The following is a 22,281-nucleotide window of genomic DNA, read 5'->3' as shown; positions in this document are numbered from 1 at the left end:
ATCCTGCGAGAAGCGGTTGCCCGCCCCGCGCCAATCGGCTACATCAGGCCTCTCTGCACCCGTAGCTCAGCTGGATAGAGCGTTGCCCTCCGAAGGCAAAGGTCACACGTTCGAATCGTGTCGGGTGCGCCAATTCCTAGTTCGGTCCGGTAAGCAGCGCCAGGCAATCTGAGTCAAGATCGCAGGGGAAAGTGCATGCTTGCACGCGCATAGTCGTCAAGTGGCGCGCAATCCAGCGGCGGCAAGAGAGCCGGACTAGCGGAGCGCAGTCAAGACCGCGAGCCGACGAAGTCGGTCGCACGCAGCGCGAGCCTTGACGGCTCTCCGTAGGTCCGGCAGCGATCTCCCATGCGATCATTGCCAGACATCCTGGTCGAGCGGCACTGCGTGGATCGCAGCGTCGACAGACTGGCCCGCTCGGCAGCTTCATCGCATCCTGCCTTGGCGCTTGCGCGCCGCGATATATGGCCGGGCCTCGTTGCCTTTGGTCGCGTGGTTTTCCGTGGCTAGAATCTCGAAGCCCGCGGCCTCCATCAGTTCGCCCAGCTCCGATGCCCGGAAAGCACCGGCATAAGGCGCCATGCCGATCGCGCGCATTGCAGGCAGCAACGCTAGCCGGATGAGCGGGTTCATGTCCCCGAGGCACGGCGTCTTCGAAATGAACAGGCCCTCCGGTGCGAGCAGCGCATTGATGCGCCGCAAGGTGCCGGGCAGGTCGCGGACCAGGTGGAGATAGTTGAAGCCCAGGACCGCATCGAACGGCCCGGCCTCAGGGGCGAGCGTCTCCACCGTCCCGGTCTGGAAGGCAAGCCCCGGGATGGAGGAGGCGCCGTGCTTCTCCCTGGCGATCTCGATCATCTCGGCGGAAAAGTCCGTCGCAAGATAGCTTTGCACATCGGCTGCGAGCCTCAGCGCCGTCGTCCCGGTTCCGCAGCCCAGCTCAAGCACCCGGTCGCCCGGCTTTAGCAAGGCACTGGTCCGATCGAGCGTGCGCTCATATCCAGCCGGATCCGCGACCGCACTCTTGGCATATTTCCGTGACGACCTGTCCCAGAAACGGGCGTCGCTCGCGGTGCTCATAGATAACGCTCCTTTTGCAGTCGGCGAAGCGGACGCGGGATCGGCGAATGCCCTGAGCCTACCTATGAGAGTGACAGCTGCGAACGCTATTCGAACCGGATTTCGGCCGGCCGCCTTTTCTTCGACAACGAGTTGTTCGCAGGACGCCGCAAGGCCTGTTGGTTTTCCATCGGCTGACTCACGTTTCGCGATTGGTATCTGCCCTTTTTGATATTCGCTGTACGTTTTCGAAGCTTCGGATCGACAACGTGCACGCTCGTCGCCGATGGACCCGTTGTAGAGACTCCTGCGCCAAGCCTGACCCGTGTATTGCACGCATTCATAGCTCATGTCCCGTCTTCCGACCAAATTCGCGGTCGCCTCGTCACCTTCGCCGCTGCGCTTCCTGCTGCGTTGCCATTGCAGGCTGCACCGTCCACTTCGCGTGACCGATTTCGCTCGCTCAGGTCATGGAGATGCTGGAGAAGCCGCCGACCGATCGGACGACGCAGCAAGTTATCACCGCGTGCCTAGCGGGTGTCGGCGCGGCGGCGGGCATAGTTGCCAGCATGTTGCAGACCAGCTTACGTCAGCGCCGTGACGCGCTCAGACAGGCAGAGGTTGCCAAGCATCACGGACAAGTATCACCTGGCCAAGTATCACCTGGCCAAGTACCACCTGCCTCGCCCTCACGTCAGCATCGCGACGATCGCCTGGATCTGGTCGGAGGCGGACGTCACCAGCCCGTCATATGAGGTCTGGCCGTGTGCGGCGGCGTTCAGGATGCATTCGGCGACGGCAGCCTTCAGGCCGAACACCGATTGATGGGCGGGTACGCTCGCCATCACGGTCTCCAGCGCTTGACGCATCGTGTGAATGAGCTCGGAGCTGTATTGCATTGGCTTGTCCTCCGCGGGCACATATTAGGTTTCGCGGCCATGCTTGCCACTCACAAGCCTGAGATTCTTCTTTGAAGAACTCTCAAGTGAACGCCTCAATTCAATCGCCAGATCGCCGCATTGAGCACGCCGGCGAACGCGACCCAGGCGGCGTAGGGCACGAACAAGGCGGCGGCCAGCCTGTCGCGTGACATCTCAACGGCAATGTAAGTTACGATCGCGACGAACAGGCCGATGAGGATGACGAGCGCGGCGCCGATCTGGTGCATCGTGAACATGACGGGAGACCAGATGAAATTCAGCGCCATTTGCGCCGCCCAGGCCAGCATCGCCTTGCCCCTGGGTTCACGGCGAAAGGTTCGCCATCCCGCAACAGCGATCAGGACGTAAAGGATCGTCCAGGCGATCGGGAACGCCCAGTTCGGCGGAACGAAGCCGGGCTTGGCAAGGCTCGCATACCACGCACCGGGGGGATTGGTCGCGCCGATCAGCCAGCCAATGCCGACCACACCCGCGACGAAAATCAACAACTGAAACATCCATCACCCCGCGCTTCTCATCACCGGATTGTATCATCTTGCCATGAGCGAATCCTACACGATGCCTGGCGCAGCTGCGGCCGAGCGACGAGAAGCGATGCGCTGAGCGGCATGGCAACGTCCTGCTTTTCGCAGCCGCGCCGGATGGGTTGCCGGCTCTGACGGAGACGGTCCGACTGCGACGGGCCGATCGGGGGAGAACTCAGCCCGTTCCGCAGTTGAGGAACGCATGCAGGCGCGCTAAAGGCAAGCGGCGCGCGTGTATCCGCAGTCGGACGAACCGCCGCCAGTGGATCCAGCACTTGGTTACAAAGCTATTCCATCGACACGACATTGACGGGCTCCGGGCGATCGCCGTCTTGAGCGTATTCTTCTATCACCTGGACGTTCCGCCGTTCGGCGGCGGCTTTGTCGGGGTCGACCTGTTTTTCGTCGTGTCCGGCTATCTGATCTCTCGGATCATTCTCAGCGAGGCTGATCGCGGCGAATTTTCGATTCCCCGATTTTACGAGCGCCGCATCCGGCGCCTCTTTCCCGCAGCAATCGTCACCATCATCGGCATTTTGGCCGTCGGCGGCCTCTGGTTCTCCCCGGAGCTTTTCAAGGGCCTGACTCAAGACGTCGTGGCTACGCTGGTATCGGTCTCGAATTTCTATTTCTGGCGCGGCAGCCACGCATATTTTGCCAGCTCGACCGATCCCAGCCCCGTACTTCACTTCTGGTCGCTGGCTGTCGAGGAGCAATTCTATCTGTTTTGGCCCGTCTTCATTCTGCTGGGACGCAGACAACTCGGTCGCGCACTGCCTTTGCTCATTCTTGGCATTGCAATCCTTTCGCTTGGCGTCGCGCAAGCGACACTCGCAACCGACAGCTCGGGTGCTTTCTACCTGCCGACCTGTCGCGCCTTCGAATTTGCGATCGGAGCCCTGGTCGTCTTTGCGGAGCAGAGGCTGACCTTCTCGGCCGGAGCGCGCTCGCTGTTGGCTGCCGCCGGATTCGCCTTGATCGCTTACGCGGTCGTCAGCTTTGACAATGCGACCTCCTTCCCTGGCGCGACGGCCCTCATCCCATGCCTGGGTGCAGCCTGCGTGATCTTGGCGGGCGAGCGTCACGTCCTTTCGCCTGTCCTGACCAATCCGCTGAGTACGGGGATCGGGCTGGTGTCCTACTCGCTCTACCTCGTGCACTGGCCCCTGATCGTCTACGCAAACTACATCATGGGCGACGACGCCAAGTCGGTTGCGGTTAAAGTGCTGATCGTCGCCCTCGCGATGGCGCTGGCTGCGCTGATGTATCGGCTGATCGAACAGCCGTATCGCGCGGGTCGCTCGTCACTGTTGCGAGTCGCCGGCCCCGCCGCTGCGACGATCGTCGCGCTCGCGGTTGTTGCATTTGTGGCCAATCGTCAAGATGGCTGGCCATGGCGGCTCCCGGCAGAGGCCCGCGAGATCGCCGATCTGCAGCGATTCGGCTTCTGGCCGTGCGCCAAGAGCGCACAATCTAAATGTGCCTTCGGTTCGTTGAGCGATCCCGTTGGCGTGCAAGTGCTCGGCGACTCCTTCGCCGAGCACTATGTCGCTGCGCTGGACCCGGCGGCAAAGCGCGCCGCCGTCCGGGGAGAGGCCTATACGGCCGAAGGTTGTCCGTTGCTCGTCGGCCTCGTGCGAACAGCTTTCGACGGCTCGCAGGACTGCAAACGCCAGCGCGATACCTATCTCGCCGCGATCAGGCAGAACCAGGCTCCAATCGTGCTCAGCCAATCCTGGATGACTTACGGCAATGCGCTCCGCAACGAGTTCGCGCCGGAGGTCGATGCACCGGCCCTGCAAGTCTGGCGGGCCGGCATCGAGAACACGATCCATGAGCTCGGCGGCAGCGGACGGCGCATCCTGATCATAGCGCCCGGAGTCGAGCCGGGCTGCCGCAGCCCGATGTCCCGCTTCGCACCGGGCCCCCTCTGGCACGCACCAAGCAAGCCCTGTCCTGCCGTGCCCCTCGATCGCGTGCAGGCCGACAATCGCGAATTCCATGCCATGCTCGAGGAGATCCGGAGCCGCTACCCGAACCAGATCTTTCTGCTCTATCCAGAACGTTATTTGTGCGGAGAAGCCGAGTGTCCGACCGCCATGGACGGCCTCTGGCTCTATTGGGACGTCAATCACCTCACGATCGCAGGTGCGCAGCGCGTTGGCGACGGAGCCTCAAGCCAGCTCCTCGAGTTCATCCGTGGCAAGTAAGAGCCTCCGCCTCTCCCAAGCGATCGCGGCCGAGACGAAACTATCTCGACTGAACGGAACTGACGAGCGGCTGTCGTCGCAAGCCTGAGATGGCTTTGCCCTGCCGCGATAGTGCAGCTCAAATTCAACCGCCTGATCGACGGAAGCATCCTCGGCTCGCGCATCTCCCCGCGCGATTGTATCATCTTGCGATGAGCGAATCCGACCCGACGACCGGCGAGCCCTCGCCCGTGCGCAAGATCATCCATATCGACATGGATGCGTTCTATGCATCGGTGGAGCAGCGCGACAATCCGGAGCTGCGCGGCAAGCCGGTCGCGGTCGGCGGCTCGGCGGAACGCGGCGTCGTTGCTGCCGCGAGCTACGAGGCGCGCAAGTTCGGCGTTCGCTCGGCCATGCCGTCGGTGACGGCGAAGCGGCAATGTCCCGACCTGATCTTCGTCAGGCCGCGCTTCGAGGTCTACAAGGCGATCTCCAGGCAAATCCGCGACATCTTTGCCGAGCACACGCCCGTCATCGAGCCGCTGTCGCTGGACGAAGCCTATCTCGACGTGACGGAGAACCTGCAAGGCATCCCGCTGGCGCGGGACATCGCGCTCGAGATCCGCGCGAAGATCAAGGCCGAGACCGGCCTCACCGCGTCGGCGGGTATCTCCTACAACAAGTTTCTGGCCAAGCTCGCGTCCGATCATCGCAAGCCCAACGGCCAGTTCGTGATCTCGCCGGAGATGGGGCCGGCCTTCGTCGAGCCGCTGCCGGTCGGCAAATTCCACGGCATCGGTCCGGCGACGGCGGCGAAGATGAACGCGCTCGGCCTGTTCACCGGCCGGGACATCCGCAACCAATCGCTGGAGTTCATGAACGCGAATTTCGGCAAGTCGGGCGCGTATTATTATTGGATATCACGCGGAGTCGACGAGCGGCCGGTCCGCGCCAACCGGATCCGCAAATCGGTCGGCGCGGAGAACACGTTCTCGACCGACCTCGATGCGTTCGACGCGCTTGCCGCCGAGCTAAGGCCGCTCGTCGACAAGGTCTGGCGGCATTGCGAGGCGACGGGCAATCGTGGCCGCACCGTCACCCTGAAGATCAAGTTCGCCGATTTCGAGATCATCACGCGCAGCCGATCCGTCGCGGCGGCCGTTGCCGGACGCGACGATCTGGAGCGGCTGGCCTGCGGTCTGCTCGAAGCCGAGATGCCGCTGCCCAAGCGCGTCAGGCTGCTGGGGGTCTCGCTGTCGTCGCTCCACGCCGCCGGCGAGTCGGAGCCGCAGCTGACGCTGGGCATCTGAACGCGGCTTGAGGCCCCTTCGGTGAACGCGGCATCTTTATCCGCGACGCGGCGCCAAACCTGTCGTAGATACACCAGACATGACTTTTCGCGATTGAGTTTGGATGCTTGCCTTATTGATACGCCTCGGACTGCGCTTCGAAGACCGCATCGAGGAACGCCGGTTTGTCGACCAATATGTCCGGGGCAGTCTCGGATGGACGCAGATCGCGATGCTGCTCGGCGCCGCCACCTATGCCAGCTACACGCTCTGGGATTGGGTGCTCTACCCCGAAGTCGTGCCGACCACGCTCGCAATCCGCGGCGGAACCGCCGTGTTCATCCTGCTCCCGCTGACGGCGCTGCTGTCGCGGCGCCGGATGAAGCCATGGGCGGAGACGATCTTTCTCATCTATTGCGTCATCCCCGGCTGCATTCTGCCGAGCATCTATCTCGTGCTTCCCTCGGGCTTCACCTTTGCCGCGCCCGGCATGATGATGATCATACTGTTCGTCTCGACCATGCTGCCCTTGCGGATCGGCTCGCTGGCGATCTTCTGCCTGCTGTCGTGGGTGGCGTTGCTGGTCGCCGAGACATTCGCGTCGACAATGCCGACCGGCCTGAGCTTCATCAACCACTCTCTCGTCGGCAACGCCTACGCATTGTCGCTCTACGCGGTGGCTGCGCGCGAGTATCGGGCGCGAAAGCAGTTCCGGACATCCGAGGCGCTTCAACGCGAAAAGGAACGCTCCGAGAAATCGTTGCGCGATCTGCGCGCGACCCAGGAGCATCTCGTGCAGGCGGAAAAGCTCGCCTCGCTCGGGCAATTGGTGGCAGGTGTCGCTCACGAGGTCAGCACCCCACTCGGCCTCGCCTTGACGACTTCGACGGCCATGCAGGATGACCTGCAAACGATGAGTGATGCATTGGGCGGAGCATCGGTCCGGCGGTCCGATCTAACCAAGGGCATTGACCGGCTCAAGCAGGGGCTCAACCTGACCTTCGAAAATCTGCACCGAGCATCCGAAATGGTGCACAGCTTCAGGCAGGTCGCGGTCCATCAAGCCGATGAGGACCGGCGCAGTTTCGAGCTCAGGGATTGGCTATCGGAGTTGATGTCCCGGCTCGGGCCATTGCTGTCGCATCATGCCCTGACCGTGGAGGTACACTGCCCGGCGGGAATCAAGCTCAACAGCTATCCCGGAGCGCTTGCTCAGGTGATCAGCAATCTCGCCCTCAACACTGCAGTGCATGCGTATCCCGACAAGAGAGGCGGCCGGTTCGTGATCACGGTCAGCCAACCGAATCCGACATCAGTCCGCCTTGTCTGCGCTGATGAAGGCGTCGGAATCCCTGACCACCTGCAGGCGCACATCTTCGATCCATTCGTCACGACAAGCCGCGAGAAAGGCAATGCCGGTCTGGGACTGCACATCGCGTTCAATCTCGTCACCTCATCGCTCAACGGGCGCTTGCTGCTCGAGAGCAAGGCGAGTCCGGGAACTCAGATCGTCATCGAAATTCCCGTTGAAGAGCACGTTGCAAGAGAACCGCGAAGACTAGAGGTTTGACACTATTGCGAGCGGTTCTGTGTCGATCTTCGAGGCACTGCCTGACGTGAAGCTGACAGACCAGCCTCTTTTTCGGTTTCGACGCGCTGCTCTGAGCAAGATGCACTCCATTGGCTGTTCGTTCGAGCGCGATCGACGTAAAGTTTTTTGCGAACGCAGTTTGGTCGCGCCATTCAATTGACACGTACTGACGGATAGTCGTCGGCGTTTCGCGACGCTGCTCACGCGCGATAGCCTCGATGTCCCTCTCGTGCGGTGATCCGCGCATGAGGGGCGTCCGGTTGATCGCACATGAGTGAAGCGCCAATCGCATGAAATCGAAAAGATAAACTGTCGTTTGATTCACCGTCTTGCTTTCGAACTGCGCTTGAAATTTTCGTTGTTCGCCGCTCGAGGAGCTGATCGTGACTCAACTCAACATGCGCTTGTCCGAGGACGAGCAGTCCCGGAACGTACGGAAAGGTGCGCTCGCTGCGATCGTCACTCAGGTCGTGCGTGTAGCGACGCAGACCGGATCTGTGATCCTGCTCTCGCGCCTACTGACGCCAGTCGACTTTGGTACTTATGCAATGGCTTCGCCGGTGCTCGCCTTCGCGGTGCTGTTCCAGGATCTCGGTCTTGGACACGCGACCGTGCAGAAGGACGAGTTGACGCACAACGAGCTGAGTGCGCTGTTCTGGGTGAACCTCTCGGTCGGCGCGCTACTGGCGGCCACACAGGTGGCGCTATCGCCGCTCGTCGCCAGGTTCTACAGCGCGCCAAATCTCGCCCCACTGACATCTGGTATGAGCGTCACGTTGCTGCTCAGCGGCGCTGACGTCCAGCATTTGTCGTTGCTGACGCGACAGATGAGATTCTGGACGCTGGCAGGCCTGGAGTCCGCGGCCGCACTGACTGGATTACTGACCTCTGCCGCGGTCGCGTACGTCTATCACAGCTATTGGGCCATTCTCGCCGGCAGCCTGACATCAGGTCTGGTGCTCGCGAGCGGCGCGTGGCTAAGTTCGGGATGGTTGCCGTCGAGGCCCGGCTCGATCAAGGCTGCACGCGACATGCTGAACTTCGGGCTCGGCGTGACCGGCTACAATCTTGCCGAGTTCCTGTCCCGCAATACCGACGGGGTGTTGATCGGCAAGGTCTGGGGGGCTGCCTCGCTTGGCGCGTATAACCGCGCCTACCGGTTGCTGCTGTTTCCGCTTCAGCAAGTCAGCAATCCGATGGTGCGAATCATGCTGCCGACGCTGTCGGGCCTGCTGAAGGAGCCGGAGCGCTATCGGGATTCGTTCCGTCGCGCGGTGCTGCCGGCGCTCCTGCTCGTGTTGCCTGGCGTCGGCTTCATGATCGCGACCGCCGATACGCTGGTCGAAACCCTGCTCGGCGACCAATGGAGCGAGGCTGCGCCGATCTTCGTCGCCCTCAGCATCGCCGGTCTGCTGCAGACCAGCAACAGCCCCGCCAACTGGCTTTTCCTCAGCCAGGGCCGCGCCAAGGAATACATGCGATGGGGCCTGTTCAACGTCTCAACATCGATTCTCGCCTTCATATGCGGGCTGCCGTTCGGACCAGTCGGCGTCGCCAGCGCATATTCCATCAGCGAGTGCGTGCGCACGCCCATCCTGTGGTGGCTGATTGGGAGACGCGGCCCGGTGCATCATCGAGACCTCATGAAAGTGGTCGGGCCTCATCTCGCCGGAGCGCTCGCTTCCGTGGTGACGGTGTCTCTGCTGCATCGCTGGCTGCTGGCGCGTTCGATCGGAGGGATCCCGGAATTGGCAGCCTGCTTCTCCCTTTCATATGCGGTTTCGCTCACGATCGTTGCGCTGTTTCCGGCCTGTCGCGGAGAAATGTGGCGCTACGCACAGAGCATTCGCGGCAGATAATACGATCGGCACCAGACCGTTCGCAAGACGGTAGAGCTGATCACCACGTCACCAGTCACGCCAAAGCCGCGCGCCACGGGAGTGCCGTGGCGCACGTGTCTCCAAAACGTCCCGTCGGGCTGCTCAATGCCTCACATGCTCGAACACCACGATCACGCCGGTCGGTTCGGGCTCATGCGCCATCAGGCGCGTCAGGTCGGAATCGCCCCAATCAGCGAGGCTGACGACTTCGCCACTCTGGCGGTCGCTGCCGAGCGACCCCGTCGGCTCGAGCACCTTGAGGCCCATCTCGTCGACGAAGAAGGTGTGCTCGCCGAACATGCTGTTGAGCTGCGGCATCGCCGGATGTTCGTCGGGCAGCACCTGAGCGCCGAGCTGGTTGACGGTCTGCTTCACCTGTTCAGATGTGAGCTTCATGGACTGCTCCGTTGTTGTATCCGGTTTCATCGAGCCAGGCGGGAGCGAGCATTCCCTGCGCCCTTATGCGCCTGGCTCAGAGTCCCGAACAGGTGCTGCGGATAAATGTTCCTGCGAAATGTATTTCGTGATCGCGGGTTTCATCGGCCGCGTTCGCAGCACAAGATCGCCACAGGATGCACACGATCTGTCGATCGACGCGCTACTCGCTGCTGTTCTCGCCGACCGACAGCGCGCAGATGCGTGACAGATATGTGTACGGCAGGCCGGTCTCCTCGGCCCAAGCGTTGAACTGCGCCTGCACCTTGGCGAGATCGCCCTTCGACTTGACCTCCTCGGCGATGTCGAGACCGGCAGCGCGCAGGCAGGCCACGACGTCCTTCGACGTCACGAAGCCGTCCCAGCCGACGAAGCGGAGCAACATCTGGCCGGTGTTGCCGCCCAGCCGGCTGCCGCGTTTGTTGAGGAGATCGAGCAGGCCGATCTCGTCGGAGGACGGCCATTTCGTCAGAAACTTGCCGAAGCTGCCGTGCTCCTTCGCGATCTCCTGCACGAAGGCGGCGTTGTCGCGCACCGACATGATCTTGGCACCGTTGCGCACGATGCGCGCGTCGCGCAATAGGCCCTCCCAATAGTCTTCGGGCTGGAAGGTGAGCTTGGCGGGCCGGAAATGCAGGAAGGCCTGCTCAAAGCCGTCCCATTTGGAATCGATCACGCTCCAGGCAAAGCCGGCGCAGAACACCCGCTTGGTCATTTCGGCGAGGATACGATCGTCGCCGAGCTTGGCCAGCTGCTTGAGGTCCGGCTCGGCCGGCATCAACTTGTCCAGCGCCTTGGGCCCGCCCTTGCGCTTTTCGGCGCGGGCGCGAATGGTCTTGAAGGAGGTCATGTGAACACAGGTGTTGAGAGCAGGCCACGACACCAGAATTCGGCGATCCGGTCCAGCCCCCGCATTGCCGCCCCTTGCGCTCTGCGACGGGACGCAGCATGCTGTCGCTCATTGGATTGATGCAAAGGGGCGGCCGGGCTGGTCTGCTTCTTGCTTTATGCCGTTTTTGGAATTCCCTGACATTTTGCTCTCTGGCCGTCGGATTTTCCATGCGCTGCCTGGTCGTGGCCGACCTGCACTATTCGCTGCCGCAGCTCGACTGGCTGGTCAGCGCGGCGCCGCAATTCGACCTCGTGATCTTCGCCGGCGACGCGCTCGACGTCGGCTCGATGGTGGATTTCCGCGCCCAGATCCTGGTGGTGAAGAAGTATCTCGCGCTGCTGGCCGCGACGACCCGCGTGATCCTCTGCTCCGGCAATCACGATCTCGACGAGCGCAACGCCGAAGGCGAGAAGATCTCGCGCTGGATCTCGGAGGTGCGCGAGCTCGGCATCGCCTGCGACGGCGACGGCCTGACGGTCGGCGATACCCTGTTCACGGTGTGCCCGTGGTGGGACGGACCCCAGGTCAAGCAACGCCTCATCGAGCAGTTGCGCGATGCCGGAGCCATCAGGCCGCAGCGCTGGATCTGGGCGCATCATGCGCCGCCGGCGGATTCACCGACGAGCTGGGGCGGCAAGCGCTTCTTCGGCGACGTCGAGCTGGCGCAGTGGATCATGCAATACCAGCCGTCGATGGTGATCTCGGGCCATGTGCATCAATCGCCCTTCATCAGCAATGGATCGTGGTTCGACCGGCTGGGCCAGACCTGGGTCTTCAACACGGGCCTGCAACCTGGCCGTCCCCCGACCTGCATCGTGCTCGATCTCGATGCCGACAAGGCATTCTGGCTGGCGGCCGGCGAGGCGCAATGGATCGACCTGAAGGCGCCGCTGCGGCGGCCCGCCACCCCCATCGAGGCGCCGCCCGACTGGCTCACATTCTTGGATCGGATTGCCGATCCGAGCCTGGCGAAACCTCAGCCGGCGGCAGGTTGATCATGCTCTGGAGCACTTCGCCGACCATTGCCAGATGCGTGCCGTGGCCGGCATATTGCCGCTTCAGATCGGCGAGGTAGGTGTTGGCGACGTTGAGCCGCTGCGCCAGCATTTTTGCGATCAGCAGCGCCACGCCCGGCTCCCTCTCGAGGAACGCGGCGGCATCCTCGAATTCGTAGACGATGGCGTCGGAGCAGGCCCGTACCGTTGCGGTGTGCGGCTGGCCCAGCAGCACGGACATCTCACCCAACACCGCGCCGGGCTCGGTGACGGTGGCGACCACCATCTCGCCCTTGAGCACCTCGAGCCTACCTTGCATCAGCACGTAGAGATGGCCGGAGGTGCCACCCTCGGCGACGATGATGGTGCCGGCGGCAAGCTGCCGCTCCGTTCCGCCGGTGCAATAATCGAGGACTGCGCGCATGGTGCGAACGCTCCCGTACACAACGCCGGAAGACTAGAGCACGATCCAAGCCAGGCGGCAATCGGCAGAGAGCCGGCTGGTGCGCGAGGCGCGTCACACCCGCGAGAGCGAGGGTGCCTCTTCGGGCATAATGGCTTGCAGCCCGCCGAAGCGGCGCTCGCGGCAATGGAAGGCGGCGAGCGCCTCGGCAAGATCGCCCGCGTCGAATTCGGGCCACATCCGCTCGGTGAAGTACAGCTCGGCATAGGCGCCTTCCCACAGCAGGAAGTCCGACAGCCGCTTCTCGCCGGAGGTGCGGATAATGAGGTCGACGTCGCGAAGGCCAGCCTCGCCCGTCACGAGCTGCGAGAAGGCTTCGCGCGTCAGGCTGGTCAGCGCGGCCGCCTTGGCCGCGGCATGGAGGATGGCATCGCGCGCGGAATAATCGACGGCGATGCGCACGTGCAGCGTGCGGCCATCGGCGGTGGCCGCCTCGGCGCGCGCGATCGCGGCGGCGATGCCGTCGGGCAGGCGATCGCGGCGGCCGATGACGGAGAGGCGCACGCCGTTCTTGACGAGGCTCTGCACTTCGTTCGCGAGGTAGAAGCGCAGCAAGGTCATCAGCGCCGCGACCTCGGCCTTCGGCCGCCGCCAATTGTCGGTGGAGAAGGCGTAAAGCGTCAGCGTGCCGATGCCCTGCTTGGGCGCGGCCTCGACGATGCGGCGGATGGTCTCGACGCCGGCCTCGTGACCGCGCACGCGCGACAGGCCGCGCCGCGTCGCCCAGCGGCCGTTGCCGTCCATGATGATGCCGACATGAAGCTTCTCGTTATGGGACGTGATGTCACTTTGCATTGCAAAGTCTCCGGTCAAAAAAGGGGGAGATCAGGTCGAGGCGATGCCGAGCCGGCCGAGCGGCGGCGCTTCGCGGCCGGCGGCCTTCGCCGCGTCGCGCACCAGCCGCTCGAGCACGGCGAGATAGTCGAGGAAGCGGCGGCGGCCGGCCTTGGTGAGGCGGCAGCTGGTGTGCGGGCGATTGCCCTCGTAGCCCTTGGTCACCTCGACGAGGCCGGCTTCCTGCAGCACGGCAAGGTGCCGGCTGAGATTGCCATCGGTGAGGCCGCAGAGCTGCTTGAGATCGCCGAACGCCAGCCCCTTCGGATGCGCCATCAACGAGGTCAGAAGCCCGAGCCTCGCCTTCTCGTGGATCACGCGGTCGAGCCCTTCATAGGAGAAGGGCGCGCTGTCAGTCTTCGACATCGTTGTCTCCCGACGCAAAATGCAGAATGGCCGCCATCAGCGATTGGCCGATCAGGAAAGGTAGGCCCATGGTCCATGGCGACAGCGTGTGGGTTCGGCTCGCGAGCACCACGACCGCGAAGCCGGACACGAAATACCAGGCGCCGGCGAGCGCGACGGTGCGCGGCAGCGAGCGGACCGAGGCAAAGATGCCGAGCGACACCAGGATCTGCCACAGGCCCGGCAGCAGCCACAGCGTCTCGCTCGCGAACTTCCACATCACCACCGCGAGCAGAACGCCGGCAATGCCCGCCGGCAGGAACTGCTCGACCGCCTGGTGGATCATCGCGTCGGCGAGACCGGAATGATGGCGTCGCGACCGGGCGCGCATCTCGATGCCGATGATCAGCCCAGACAGCGCGGCGGCGATGAACCAGCCGATGAAGAAAACGAGCGGCTCGCCGGTGGGATCATCCAACAACCAGAATTGCAGGAGGGCGGTGATGAGCGCCACAGCACCGGTCGCCGCCATCGTCGCCGGGCCGTAACCGCGGAAGGCGGTACCCGCCGCGATCTGGCTGCGGATCGTCACGATGTCGGCCAGCGCCTTGTCGAGATCGCGCATCGGCAACGCCAAAACCTCGTTCCACCCGGACATTACGAGGCAAGAGCCTCGTTACTTTGTATTGCAAAGTATACGGTACTGCAAAGTATATGCAAGCCTGAATTGTCGCGGCCAGCCGGACGAGAGCGGACAACTGACGGTTGCGCCTCACCTGCCCTCGCGGATAAGATGGATGCAAGTGCGTTTGCCGGGGGCTGGGGTATGTGGTTGAGGTCGTTGGTCGTTGCGTTCGTGTTGCAGGTGAGTTTGGTCGGGGCGAACGCGGCGGGGCCGTTCGGCACCGTCAATGTCGGCAACTGGGCTGGCGGCGCATTCAGCAATGACGAGACGGGCGCGTTCTCCCATTGCGCGGCGACCGCACCTTACGCCAACGGCGTGAGTCTCTTCGTCGCGCAGAATGCGGCCGGCTCCTGGCTGCTGAGCTTTGCCAGCCCCAGCTTTCGCTTCAACAAGGGCGATACCGCGCCCATCGACTTCATCTTCGACGGCCAGGAGCAGGCGAGGTTGTTTGCGACCGCCGGCACCACCAACATGGTGACGACCATCCTGCCCCCCAACGTCGCTCGCACCTTCCAGAAGGCAAGCCTGATGGTGGTGACGACCAACGGCAGCAAGCCACTCCAATTTGTGCTGACGTCGACGGCGCCCCTGATCGCGGCGCTGGCGAACTGCGTCACGCGGGTGAAGGCAGATGGGCTCAGCAAGGCAGGCGATTTCACCAAGGGTGCGGCCAAGCCGGCGGCCACGGCGGAGAAGCAGGCGGCAGCGCCGGCCGGCGGCAAACCTGCCCGAGCCAGGAGCGGCAGCGGCTTCGTCGTCAGCACGAGCGGGCACATCGTCACCAACCATCATGTGATCGACGGCTGCGTCGGCGACATCAAGGGCAATCTCACCGGCGAGGCCGCAATGGTGTTGCGCGTCGTCTCGAGCGACGCCAACAACGATCTCGCTTTGTTGCAGGCGCCGTCGACAACGACCTTCAAGGATTTTGCCCGGATCCGCGACCGCTCGATCCGCTCCGGCGATTCCGTGATCGCGATCGGCTTTCCCTATCACGGCATCCTGACCTCGGACTTCAGCGTGACCACCGGGATCGTGAGCTCGCTCAGCGGCATGCGCAACGACTCGCGCTTCCTGCAGATCAGCGCACCCGTGCAGCCCGGCAATAGCGGCGGGCCGCTGTTCGACAACACGGGTCAGGTCGTCGGCGTGGTCACGGGCAAGATTCCAGCCTTGCGGATCGCGGTGGCGACCGGCAACATCCCTGAAAACATCAATTTCGCCATCAAGACCGGAGTGCTGCGCGATTTCCTCGACAATTCGATCGTGCCCTATCAGACCGCCGAGCCAAAGAGCGAGCGCAAGACCACCGACATCGCCGCCAACGCCCGGCCTTACACGATGCTGATCTCGTGCAACGCGGCGGAGCAGGCGGAAGCGAAGCGGTAGCTATCGGGGCAACGCACACCCTGCACCTCACCCGTAGCTGTCATTCCCCGCGACCCGGCTACGCCAAGGCTTCGCCGGGGTTGAGGTCCAGGGGCGCCGAAGCTTTAGCGTAGGCGGCAGGCGGGGAATCCAGTACGCCGCGGCCTCTCGATTCATCACTGCCGTCTCGGAATACTGGATCGCCCGGTCAAGCCGGGCGATGACACCTTTGATGTGCGTCGAGCGCTCCCCTCACCCGTGGCAGCACGCACCCTTCGCCGGCTGCGGCTCGTACTGGTCGCGCAGGCGCACCCAGTCCATCGGATAGGGCAGGCCTTCCTCATAACGGCCGAGCGGGGTGAGATCGAGATATTGATAAGCGGCGTTCATCATGTCGAGGCCGCGGGCGAAGCAGGAATAGGTGTGGAAGATCGCGCCGGCCTCGTCACGGTAGAACACGCTGATGCCGGGCAGCTCGGGGCCGTAGAGCGGCGTGGTGCCGAAATTGTACATCGGCTTGCCAGTCGCAACCTCTTCCTGTGAGAACGTCACGCCGTAATCGCGGTTGAAGTCGTTGCCGCCCGAGGAAACCCAGTCGAAGGTCCAGCCCATCCGCTTCTTGAAGTCTTCGAGCTTTGCGCTTGGCGCCAGCGAGACCGCAACCATCGCGGTGTCGCGCGCGGCCAAATGCGGCACCATGCGCTCGAACCCGTCTGCCCAGAACGAGCAGCTCTTGCAGGCCGCGTCCCAATCGGGTGCGAACATCACGTGCTGCACGATGAGCTGCGGCCGGCCCTTGAACAGATCGCCCAAGGACACAATGCCGTTCGGCCCTTCGAATTCGTATGCCTTGTCGACCTTGACCCAGGGGAGCCGGCGGCGCTCGTCGGCAAGCCGTTCGCGGGCCTGGGTCAATTCCTTCTCATGGGCCAGAAGGGCCTTGCGCGCGACGATCCATTGCTCGCGCGAGACGATCTGATGTTGCTGCATGGCGTTCTCCTTGGGGTCAGGCGACGAAAGCATCGAGCTTGTCGAAAATCGAGCTCCAGCCGCGCTGGTGGTTGTCGCGCGCGGTCTCGTCGAAGAACTGGGCGTGATGGAAGATCATCAAGGTGCCGGCAGCGTCCGGCTTCATCGAGATCGTCACCAGCGATTCACGCTCCGGCGTCGAGTGCCAGGCCCAGGTGAAGACCAGAAGCTCGTTCAGCACCACCTCGCGATAGCGGCCGCCGGCCTCGAAATATTCTCCGTCGTCCCCGGTGAAGCTGATGCGAAACCGGCCGCCGACGCGAACGTCGAGCTCGGCTTGAAGCGTCGCCGGCTTCATGTTCGGCGGCCCGAACCATTGCGCTAGCTGCGCGGCTTGCGTCCAGGCGGCGTAGACCTTTTGCGGCGGTGCGCGGAGCCGGCGCGTGAGCGTGAGGCTTGGTCGTTCTGCCGGGCGTTCGGCGGTGTTGGCGGCTGCGTTGGCCATGTCTCTTCCTCCACGAAGGCGGCAAGGCGATCAAGATTGTGGGACCAGAACTGCGCATAGCGATTGAGCCAGTTCATCGCCTGCTCCATCGGCTGCGCGGTCAGCCGGCAGGCGACCGTGCGCCCGGTCTTCTCGCGCACGATCAGCCCGGCATCGGTGAGCACGTCGAGATGCTTCATGATCGCCGGCAACGATACCGCAAACGGGGCCGCCAGCTCGCTCACCGACAGGCCGTCCTGCTCGCCGAGGCGCGCCAGCAAGGCACGCCGCGTCGGGTCTGACAGCGCCGCAAAAGTCCGGTCCAGCGTCTCGTCCTGATACTTAACCATGTGGTTTAGTATAGACGCGAGCGCGGCAACGTCAAGCCGGAAGGCGCAGGCGCGGATCCGCACGAGAGCGTGATCGGGTTGCCGGCAATGCAGCCAAGAAAAAAGCCCTGCCGAACGGCAGGGCTCTCTTCCTCGTCATCACGAGATTTCTACTCGACCTTCAGGCCGGCGAAGTCGACGACCTTCTTCCACTTCTCGGTCTCGGCCTTGATCTCCTCGCCGAACGCCTCGGGCGTCTGCACCCGCGGCTCGCCGCCGAGCTCGACCAGGCGCTTGGCCATGTCGGGGTCCTTGAGCACCGCGTTGACCTCGGCGTTGAGCTTGGCGATGATTTCCTTCGGCGTGTTCTTCGGCGCGCCCATGCCGAACAACGCGCTCGCCTCATAGCCCTTGACGGTGTCGGCGATCGGCTGCACGTCGGGCAGCTGCGGCGAGCGTTCCGTGGTGGTGACACCGATCGCGCGCAGGCTGCCGGAGCGGATGTGCTGAATGATCGAGGGCATGTTGTCGAAGATCACCTGCACCTGGCCGGCGAGCATGTCGGTGATCGCGGGCGCGGCGCCGCGATAGGGCACGTGCTGCATCTTGCAGCCGGTCATGGCCATGAACATCTCGCCGGACAGATGCACCGAGGTGCCGTTGCCGGACGAGGCCATGTTCACCTTGCCGGGATTGGCCTTCACGTACTCGATGAACTCGGCGACGTTCTTGGCCGGCACGTCCTTGTTGACGGTCATCACGTTCGGCACGCGCTGGAACGAGGCGACCGGCGCGATATCGTTCACGAAGTTGAACTTCAGATTCTTGTAGAGCGAGGCGTTGATGTAGTTGGCCGGATTGACCAGCTGCAGCGTGTAGCCGTCGGGCTCGGCATTGATGACCGATTCGGTCGCGATGTTGTTCCCGGCGCCGGGCTTGTTCTCGACCACGAATTGCTGGCCGAGCTTTTCCGACAGGCGCTGGCCGATCAGCCGTGCCAGGATGTCCGTGGCGCCGCCCGGCGGATAACCCACCACCCATTTCACTGGACGGACCGGATAATCGGCGGCAAGGGCCTTCGACAGCGGGGTGGCTGCAAGCGGACTGGCGGCGAGCAGGCCCAGCGCGGTACGGCGAGTGATCATCTCAAGGGTTCTCCCAGTGTTGTTCTTGAAGTCGGATGGCTTGAAAGCCGCGTCGCTGCGGTTGTAACAAAGCTTGCCCCGTGCGGAAAGTGCGCGGGGCACATCACGACGAAAGGATGAGACATGCCGGTCAAGGTTCATGCCCTGGATCATCTCGTGATCAATGTCAGCGACGTCGCGGCAAGTGCTGCGTGGTACGGCAGGATTCTCGGCATGGAAGTCAAGGTGTTCGATCCCGGCGGCGGCAAAGCGCCGCGGACTTTCCTTGAATTCGGTAACCAGAGGATCAACGTCCGACAACGCGATGCCGACAAGGTGGAGTGGTTCACCGCGAGCCATCCGACCGCCGGCAGCGAAGATTTGTGCTTTCTCACCTCGGCCACACCGGACGAGGTGGTGGCGCATTTGCAGGCACATGGCGTCGCGATCGAGGAAGGTCCGGGCCCGAGGCAAGGCGCCCGCGGCACGCTGCGCTCGGTCTATTGCCGCGATCCCGATGGCAGCCTGATCGAGATCTCGTCGTACGAGGATTGAAGCGCGCTCTCGCTCTTTGCTCCATCGTCATGCCCGGGCTTGTCCCGGGCATCCACGTTCTTCGCGCGGCAAGACGTGGATGGCCGGGTCGAGCCCGGCCATGACGGCGGAGAGAGTGTGTGCACCAAGCACGACACGCCGCGCCCCCCTCCCCCCGATTGCGTCCCGCATCATCCAATGGCAGGAAGACGCAATCATCAAAAGACAGCCGCCGGCAAGATGCGGCTGCACCGGGAGGAGCCATGCCAGTTCAACAGACCACAGCTGGAATCGTGGGCCCGTTCGACGGGCTCGACGTGCCCTGGCTGCTCAAGCTGCGCGCCGAGGTCCGGCGTGATCATCCATTCCTGATCTGGGCGCCGTTCGACGTGCCGGCGCGGCGCTGGAGCTACGGCGAGTTTCACGAGCGCGTCGGCGCGCTCGCGGCCGGCCTCGCCAGGCGCGGCATCAAGCCGGGCGAGTATGTGCTCATCCATCTCGACAATTGCATCGAGGCGATGCTGGCCTGGTTCGCTTGCGTCGAGCTCGGGGCCGTCGCGGTCACCACCAACACGCGCTCGGCGCCGGCCGAGATCGCGTATTTCGCCGATCATTGCGGCGCGGTCGCCGCGATCACGCAGCCGGCCTATGCGGAAGCCGTCGCGCAGAACTGCCGCAATATAAGGTGGCTGGCGGTGACCTCGCACGATGCGGGCGCGGCCCCCGCGCGGGGCGTCTCGCCCGGCGACAGCTTCGAATCGCTGTTCGCCGACAGTGCCGATCGTCCCCGGCGCGCGTCCGATCCGCTGGCGCCATGCAGCGTGCAATACACCTCGGGCACGACGTCGCGACCCAAGGCGGTGCTGTGGACCCATGCCAACGCGCTGTGGGGCGCCAAGATCAACGCCGCGCACGAGGACCTTCACGCCGGCGACGTGCACCAGGCCTACCTGCCCCTGTTCCATACCAATGCGCTGGCCTATTCCATGCTGGCGACGCTGTGGGTCGGCGCCACTTGCGTGATCCAGCCGCGCTTCTCCGCCAGCCGGTTCTGGGGCGTCGCGCGCGAGCATGGCGCAACCTGGACCTCGACGATTCCGTTCTGCATGAAGGCGCTGCTCGAGCAGGAGATCCCGAAAGACCACAAGTTCCGCCTGTGGGGCACCGCCATCAACGAGCCGCCGGCCTTTGCCGCCTTCGGCGTCAAGATGATCGGCTGGTGGGGCATGACCGAGACCATCACCCACGGCATCGTCGGCGAGGTCGATCAGCCCAACATCCCGATGTCTATCGGCCGCGCGGCGCCCGAATATCAGATCCGCATCACCGACGACGACGGACGACCGACGGAGGTCGGCGGCACGGGCAACCTCGCGATCAAGGGCATCCCCGGCCTGTCGCTGTTCGCCGAGTACCTGCACAACGAGAAGGCGACGCGCGAGAGTTTTGACGAGCACGGCTTCTTTCTCACCGGCGACCGCGTCGAGCGATTGCAGAACGGCTTCATCAAGTTCGGCGACCGCGCCAAGGACATGCTAAAGGTGGGCGGCGAGAACGTTGCGGCCTCAGAGATCGAGCAGGTGATCGCACTCGTGCCGGGCGTGCGCGAGGCCGCAGTGGTGGCGAAGACGCATCCGATGCTGGACGAGGTGCCGGTGGTCTTCATCATCCCGCAGGGCGGCGTCGCGGGCGCTGCACCCGATCTGCATGATCGCGTGATGGAAGCCTGCCGCAAGGGCCTCGCCGACTTCAAGCTGCCGCGCGAGATCAGGCTCGTTGACGACATGCCGCGCTCGACACTGGAGAAGGTGGCGAAGGCGGAGCTGCGGAAGCTGGTGGGGTGAGCTCGTGGGGTGGGTTAGCCGAAGGCGTAACCCACCAACTTCGTTCGGCAATTGCGGAGGCATGGTGGGTTACGCCTGGCGCCTGCGCTTCGCGCAGCCGCGAGGCTAACCCACCCTACGGCATCCCGGCTAGAACGACCCCAGCGCGACCGGGCGGAACGCCTGCAGCAGCTGCTGGTCGAGCTTGCCGCCCATGCCTTCCATCATCGTGAAGGCGCGGGAGTGGGTGAAGGGCATGCGGTAGGCGCGCTTCTCGACCAGCGCGGCGTAGATGTCGACGATCGTCGTCAGGCGCACGATGTCGCTGATCTGGTTCGACGACAGGCCGTTCGGATAGCCGGAGCCGTCGAGGAATTCGTGGTGATGCAGCACCACGTCGAGCATCTCCGGCGGGAAGCCGCCTTGCGCGGCGAGCGCGTCATAGCCGCGGCGCGGATGCTGGCGGACCTCGGCCATCTCCTCGTCGGTGAGCTTGCCGGGCTTGTCGAGCAGCCAGGCCGGAACGAAGGCCTTGCCGACGTCGTGCAGCAGCGCGGCGCGGGTCAGGCGGCGCTGGTCGTCCTCGCGCATGCCGAGATGCTGGGCAAAGGCGACGGCGAAGCCGGTGACGAACAGGCAATGGCGGTAGCTGCCGACATGGTGACAGCCGACCGTGGTGAGCCATTCGCGCAGCGAGGAATGCTTGATCGCCTTCAGGATCTTGCTCTCGGCGGCGATGACGTCGTCGAAGGTCAGAGGCACTCCGAGCGGCAGCTTCTCGAACATCTTGGTCAGCACCGCATGCGCCGCCTCGACCCCGCGGTTGAGCGTCTTGCCGCGATCGGTCGCGTCATAGGCCGCGGTGTCCGGGAAGGCGGCGCGGATGCGCTGCAGGATGGCCTCAGCCTGGAGCGGGCGTGAAATGGTGTCGGTGGCTCCTAGCGCCCAGGCCTGCATGGTGCCGTGATGCAGGGCGTCCGCGAGCACGAACAGCCGCGGCATCGAACGATAGGCGTCGCCGCGCAGCTTGTTGCGGACCCGCTGCACGCTGTCGGGCGAGCGCAGGTTGATGTCGACCACGAGGCCGGAGAGATCGCGCGAGGGCTGGGCGGGGATCTCGTCCGTCTTCACCGTGGAGACGTCGCCGACCGCTTTCAGGATGCTGGCGAGCTCGCTGCTCCCGTCGCTCCGATCGGAGGCGAGCAGGAGCCGGCGTTTGGCGGCGGATTTGGCTGTGGCGTTCATGGCTTCCCCACAAGGACCGGAAACTCGGGCGTATTGGCCGATGAGCCTAAGCCGGATCAGGTTCTCTGGCCCTTAAGAGGCGTGCTCAATGGAACCTTGGGGAATTGGGTGCAATTTTACGGATTTGGGTTCAGGGGGGAGTTTCACAACAACCCCATGCACAGTAGAAATGGCATTGATGGATAAGGGGAATTTTGGACGCTATCGCCCCGCCCTCCGCTGTCGTCGCCCGGCTTGACCGGGCGACCCAGTATGCCGTGACGGTACCGCTAGGGCCGAG

General features: G+C 63.8%; 21 protein-coding genes, 1 tRNA gene and 1 pseudogene. 9 read left to right on the top strand and 14 right to left on the bottom strand.

The annotated features are described in order from the left end of the window. Positions 1 to 55: 55 nt before the first annotated feature. Positions 56 to 132 (top strand) — tRNA-Arg (locus tag ABIA45_RS29110). A 294-nt stretch (positions 133 to 426) separates the two neighbouring features. On the opposite strand, the gene ABIA45_RS29105 is transcribed toward ABIA45_RS29110, so the two are convergent. From ABIA45_RS29105 to ABIA45_RS29095, 3 genes are all read right to left on the bottom strand, one after another. Beyond that, positions 427 to 1,080, bottom strand: coding sequence for a bifunctional 2-polyprenyl-6-hydroxyphenol methylase/3-demethylubiquinol 3-O-methyltransferase UbiG (locus tag ABIA45_RS29105; RefSeq protein WP_271541645.1), 654 nt, complete (start codon positions 1,078 to 1,080; stop codon positions 427 to 429). A gap of 668 nt (positions 1,081 to 1,748) precedes the next feature. Further along, on the bottom strand, positions 1,749 to 1,958 hold the full coding sequence (locus tag ABIA45_RS29100; protein ID WP_157284847.1) for a hypothetical protein: 210 nt from the start codon (positions 1,956 to 1,958) through the stop codon (positions 1,749 to 1,751). Positions 1,959 to 2,053: 95 nt separating this feature from the next. After that, the gene (locus ABIA45_RS29095; protein WP_404654529.1) at positions 2,054 to 2,497 is read right to left on the bottom strand and encodes a TspO/MBR family protein; all 444 of its coding nucleotides are present in this window, start codon (positions 2,495 to 2,497) and stop codon (positions 2,054 to 2,056) included. Between the two features lie 149 nt (positions 2,498 to 2,646). On the opposite strand from ABIA45_RS29095, the gene ABIA45_RS29090 reads away from it, so the two are divergent. From ABIA45_RS29090 to ABIA45_RS29075, 4 genes are all read left to right on the top strand, one after another. Next, on the top strand, positions 2,647 to 4,734 hold the full coding sequence (locus ABIA45_RS29090; protein WP_404654528.1) for an acyltransferase family protein: 2,088 nt from the start codon (positions 2,647 to 2,649) through the stop codon (positions 4,732 to 4,734). Positions 4,735 to 4,925: 191 nt separating this feature from the next. Continuing rightward, positions 4,926 to 6,026 carry a DNA polymerase IV gene (gene dinB / locus ABIA45_RS29085; RefSeq protein WP_074447598.1) on the top strand — a complete coding sequence of 367 codons (1,101 nt, stop codon included), beginning with the start codon at positions 4,926 to 4,928 and terminating at the stop codon, positions 6,024 to 6,026. A gap of 103 nt (positions 6,027 to 6,129) precedes the next feature. Beyond that, positions 6,130 to 7,575 carry a sensor histidine kinase gene (locus ABIA45_RS29080; RefSeq protein WP_404654527.1) on the top strand — a complete coding sequence of 482 codons (1,446 nt, stop codon included), beginning with the start codon at positions 6,130 to 6,132 and terminating at the stop codon, positions 7,573 to 7,575. A gap of 419 nt (positions 7,576 to 7,994) precedes the next feature. After that, positions 7,995 to 9,455 carry a lipopolysaccharide biosynthesis protein gene (locus ABIA45_RS29075; RefSeq protein WP_404655770.1) on the top strand — a complete coding sequence of 487 codons (1,461 nt, stop codon included), beginning with the start codon at positions 7,995 to 7,997 and terminating at the stop codon, positions 9,453 to 9,455. Between the two features lie 123 nt (positions 9,456 to 9,578). Here ABIA45_RS29075 and ABIA45_RS29070 read toward each other — a convergent pair whose 3' ends face one another. Then, positions 9,579 to 9,872 (bottom strand): hypothetical protein, encoded by a 294-nt coding sequence (locus ABIA45_RS29070; protein ID WP_036024052.1) that lies wholly within the window; start codon positions 9,870 to 9,872, stop codon positions 9,579 to 9,581. A 202-nt stretch (positions 9,873 to 10,074) separates the two neighbouring features. After that, a complete protein-coding gene (locus ABIA45_RS29065) occupies positions 10,075 to 10,761 on the bottom strand; it encodes a DNA-3-methyladenine glycosylase I (protein ID WP_404654526.1) in 687 nt (228 codons plus the stop codon). Between the two features lie 209 nt (positions 10,762 to 10,970). Here ABIA45_RS29065 and ABIA45_RS29060 point away from each other — a divergent pair, with 209 nt between their 5' ends. Then, complete coding sequence (locus tag ABIA45_RS29060) at positions 10,971 to 11,798, top strand: metallophosphoesterase (RefSeq protein ID WP_404654525.1); 828 nt, start codon at positions 10,971 to 10,973, stop codon at positions 11,796 to 11,798. Here the strand turns inward: ABIA45_RS29060 and ABIA45_RS29055 are convergent. The 4 genes from ABIA45_RS29055 to ABIA45_RS29040 all read right to left on the bottom strand — a co-directional run bounded on the left by ABIA45_RS29055 (position 11,737) and on the right by ABIA45_RS29040 (position 14,065). Continuing rightward, positions 11,737 to 12,222 carry a Crp/Fnr family transcriptional regulator gene (locus ABIA45_RS29055; RefSeq protein ID WP_036002505.1) on the bottom strand — a complete coding sequence of 162 codons (486 nt, stop codon included), beginning with the start codon at positions 12,220 to 12,222 and terminating at the stop codon, positions 11,737 to 11,739. The genes ABIA45_RS29060 and ABIA45_RS29055 overlap by 62 nt on opposite strands. A 93-nt stretch (positions 12,223 to 12,315) precedes the next feature. After that, positions 12,316 to 13,056, bottom strand: a complete 741-nt coding sequence (locus ABIA45_RS29050) for a di-trans,poly-cis-decaprenylcistransferase (protein WP_271541626.1) — start codon at positions 13,054 to 13,056, stop codon at positions 12,316 to 12,318. Between the two features lie 30 nt (positions 13,057 to 13,086). Then, positions 13,087 to 13,461, bottom strand: a complete 375-nt coding sequence (locus tag ABIA45_RS29045) for a transcriptional regulator (RefSeq protein ID WP_036024038.1) — start codon at positions 13,459 to 13,461, stop codon at positions 13,087 to 13,089. Continuing rightward, a complete protein-coding gene (locus ABIA45_RS29040) occupies positions 13,448 to 14,065 on the bottom strand; it encodes a hypothetical protein (RefSeq protein WP_271541623.1) in 618 nt (205 codons plus the stop codon). The genes ABIA45_RS29045 and ABIA45_RS29040 overlap by 14 nt, the downstream gene beginning before the upstream one ends. Positions 14,066 to 14,266: 201 nt before the next feature. On the opposite strand from ABIA45_RS29040, the gene ABIA45_RS29035 reads away from it, so the two are divergent. Further along, on the top strand, positions 14,267 to 15,514 hold the full coding sequence (locus ABIA45_RS29035; RefSeq protein ID WP_404655768.1) for a S1C family serine protease: 1,248 nt from the start codon (positions 14,267 to 14,269) through the stop codon (positions 15,512 to 15,514). 231 nt (positions 15,515 to 15,745) lie between these two features. Here the strand turns inward: ABIA45_RS29035 and ABIA45_RS29030 are convergent, their stop codons facing one another. The 4 genes and pseudogenes from ABIA45_RS29030 to ABIA45_RS29015 all read right to left on the bottom strand — a co-directional run bounded on the left by ABIA45_RS29030 (position 15,746) and on the right by ABIA45_RS29015 (position 18,420). Then, positions 15,746 to 16,483, bottom strand: coding sequence for a DUF899 domain-containing protein (locus ABIA45_RS29030; protein ID WP_404654524.1), 738 nt, complete (start codon positions 16,481 to 16,483; stop codon positions 15,746 to 15,748). 16 nt (positions 16,484 to 16,499) lie between these two features. Then, positions 16,500 to 16,835, bottom strand: a pseudogene (locus ABIA45_RS29025) (SRPBCC domain-containing protein); the annotation flags it as partial. Positions 16,836 to 16,843: 8 nt separating this feature from the next. Further along, positions 16,844 to 17,296, bottom strand: a complete 453-nt coding sequence (locus tag ABIA45_RS29020; RefSeq protein WP_036038647.1) for a helix-turn-helix transcriptional regulator — start codon at positions 17,294 to 17,296, stop codon at positions 16,844 to 16,846. A 149-nt stretch (positions 17,297 to 17,445) separates the two neighbouring features. Then, a complete protein-coding gene (locus tag ABIA45_RS29015; RefSeq protein ID WP_157284857.1) occupies positions 17,446 to 18,420 on the bottom strand; it encodes a tripartite tricarboxylate transporter substrate binding protein in 975 nt (324 codons plus the stop codon). A 123-nt stretch (positions 18,421 to 18,543) separates the two neighbouring features. Here ABIA45_RS29015 and ABIA45_RS29010 point away from each other — a divergent pair, with 123 nt between their 5' ends. Next, the gene (locus tag ABIA45_RS29010) at positions 18,544 to 18,954 is read left to right on the top strand and encodes a VOC family protein (RefSeq protein ID WP_275511846.1); all 411 of its coding nucleotides are present in this window, start codon (positions 18,544 to 18,546) and stop codon (positions 18,952 to 18,954) included. A 242-nt stretch (positions 18,955 to 19,196) separates the two neighbouring features. Continuing rightward, a complete protein-coding gene (locus tag ABIA45_RS29005; RefSeq protein WP_404654523.1) occupies positions 19,197 to 20,777 on the top strand; it encodes an AMP-binding protein in 1,581 nt (526 codons plus the stop codon). A 129-nt stretch (positions 20,778 to 20,906) separates the two neighbouring features. On the opposite strand, the gene ABIA45_RS29000 is transcribed toward ABIA45_RS29005, so the two are convergent. Further along, entirely contained in the window at positions 20,907 to 22,001 is a 1,095-nt protein-coding gene (locus ABIA45_RS29000; RefSeq protein ID WP_036024045.1) for an HD-GYP domain-containing protein, read from the bottom strand. Positions 22,002 to 22,281: the final 280 nt, after the last annotated feature.

The organism is Bradyrhizobium sp. USDA 336, assembly GCF_044908355.1.
Taxonomy (GTDB): Bacteria; Pseudomonadota; Alphaproteobacteria; order Rhizobiales; family Xanthobacteraceae; genus Bradyrhizobium; species Bradyrhizobium yuanmingense.
Note: the sequence above shows the minus strand (reverse complement) of the source record. Positions and strands in the feature narration are given on the sequence as shown.

Coding starts and splice junctions, on each gene's coding strand:
- ABIA45_RS29100 (WP_157284847.1), bottom strand. CDS start 1,958: ATGCAATACAGCTCCGAGCTCATTCACACGATGCGTCAAGCGCTGGAG.
- ABIA45_RS29040 (WP_271541623.1), bottom strand. CDS start 14,065: ATGCGCGATCTCGACAAGGCGCTGGCCGACATCGTGACGATCCGCAGC.
- ABIA45_RS29020 (WP_036038647.1), bottom strand. CDS start 17,296: ATGGTTAAGTATCAGGACGAGACGCTGGACCGGACTTTTGCGGCGCTG.
- dinB (WP_074447598.1), top strand. CDS start 4,926: ATGAGCGAATCCGACCCGACGACCGGCGAGCCCTCGCCCGTGCGCAAG.
- ABIA45_RS29065 (WP_404654526.1), bottom strand. CDS start 10,761: ATGACCTCCTTCAAGACCATTCGCGCCCGCGCCGAAAAGCGCAAGGGC.
- ABIA45_RS29030 (WP_404654524.1), bottom strand. CDS start 16,483: ATGCAGCAACATCAGATCGTCTCGCGCGAGCAATGGATCGTCGCGCGC.
- ABIA45_RS29060 (WP_404654525.1), top strand. CDS start 10,971: ATGCGCTGCCTGGTCGTGGCCGACCTGCACTATTCGCTGCCGCAGCTC.
- ABIA45_RS29045 (WP_036024038.1), bottom strand. CDS start 13,461: ATGTCGAAGACTGACAGCGCGCCCTTCTCCTATGAAGGGCTCGACCGC.
- ABIA45_RS29055 (WP_036002505.1), bottom strand. CDS start 12,222: ATGCGCGCAGTCCTCGATTATTGCACCGGCGGAACGGAGCGGCAGCTT.
- ABIA45_RS29080 (WP_404654527.1), top strand. CDS start 6,130: ATGCTTGCCTTATTGATACGCCTCGGACTGCGCTTCGAAGACCGCATC.
- ABIA45_RS29000 (WP_036024045.1), bottom strand. CDS start 22,001: ATGAACGCCACAGCCAAATCCGCCGCCAAACGCCGGCTCCTGCTCGCC.
- ABIA45_RS29095 (WP_404654529.1), bottom strand. CDS start 2,497: ATGTTTCAGTTGTTGATTTTCGTCGCGGGTGTGGTCGGCATTGGCTGG.
- ABIA45_RS29035 (WP_404655768.1), top strand. CDS start 14,267: ATGTGGTTGAGGTCGTTGGTCGTTGCGTTCGTGTTGCAGGTGAGTTTG.
- ABIA45_RS29010 (WP_275511846.1), top strand. CDS start 18,544: ATGCCGGTCAAGGTTCATGCCCTGGATCATCTCGTGATCAATGTCAGC.
- ABIA45_RS29050 (WP_271541626.1), bottom strand. CDS start 13,056: ATGCAAAGTGACATCACGTCCCATAACGAGAAGCTTCATGTCGGCATC.
- ABIA45_RS29105 (WP_271541645.1), bottom strand. CDS start 1,080: ATGAGCACCGCGAGCGACGCCCGTTTCTGGGACAGGTCGTCACGGAAA.
- ABIA45_RS29075 (WP_404655770.1), top strand. CDS start 7,995: ATGCGCTTGTCCGAGGACGAGCAGTCCCGGAACGTACGGAAAGGTGCG.
- ABIA45_RS29005 (WP_404654523.1), top strand. CDS start 19,197: ATGCCAGTTCAACAGACCACAGCTGGAATCGTGGGCCCGTTCGACGGG.
- ABIA45_RS29070 (WP_036024052.1), bottom strand. CDS start 9,872: ATGAAGCTCACATCTGAACAGGTGAAGCAGACCGTCAACCAGCTCGGC.
- ABIA45_RS29015 (WP_157284857.1), bottom strand. CDS start 18,420: ATGATCACTCGCCGTACCGCGCTGGGCCTGCTCGCCGCCAGTCCGCTT.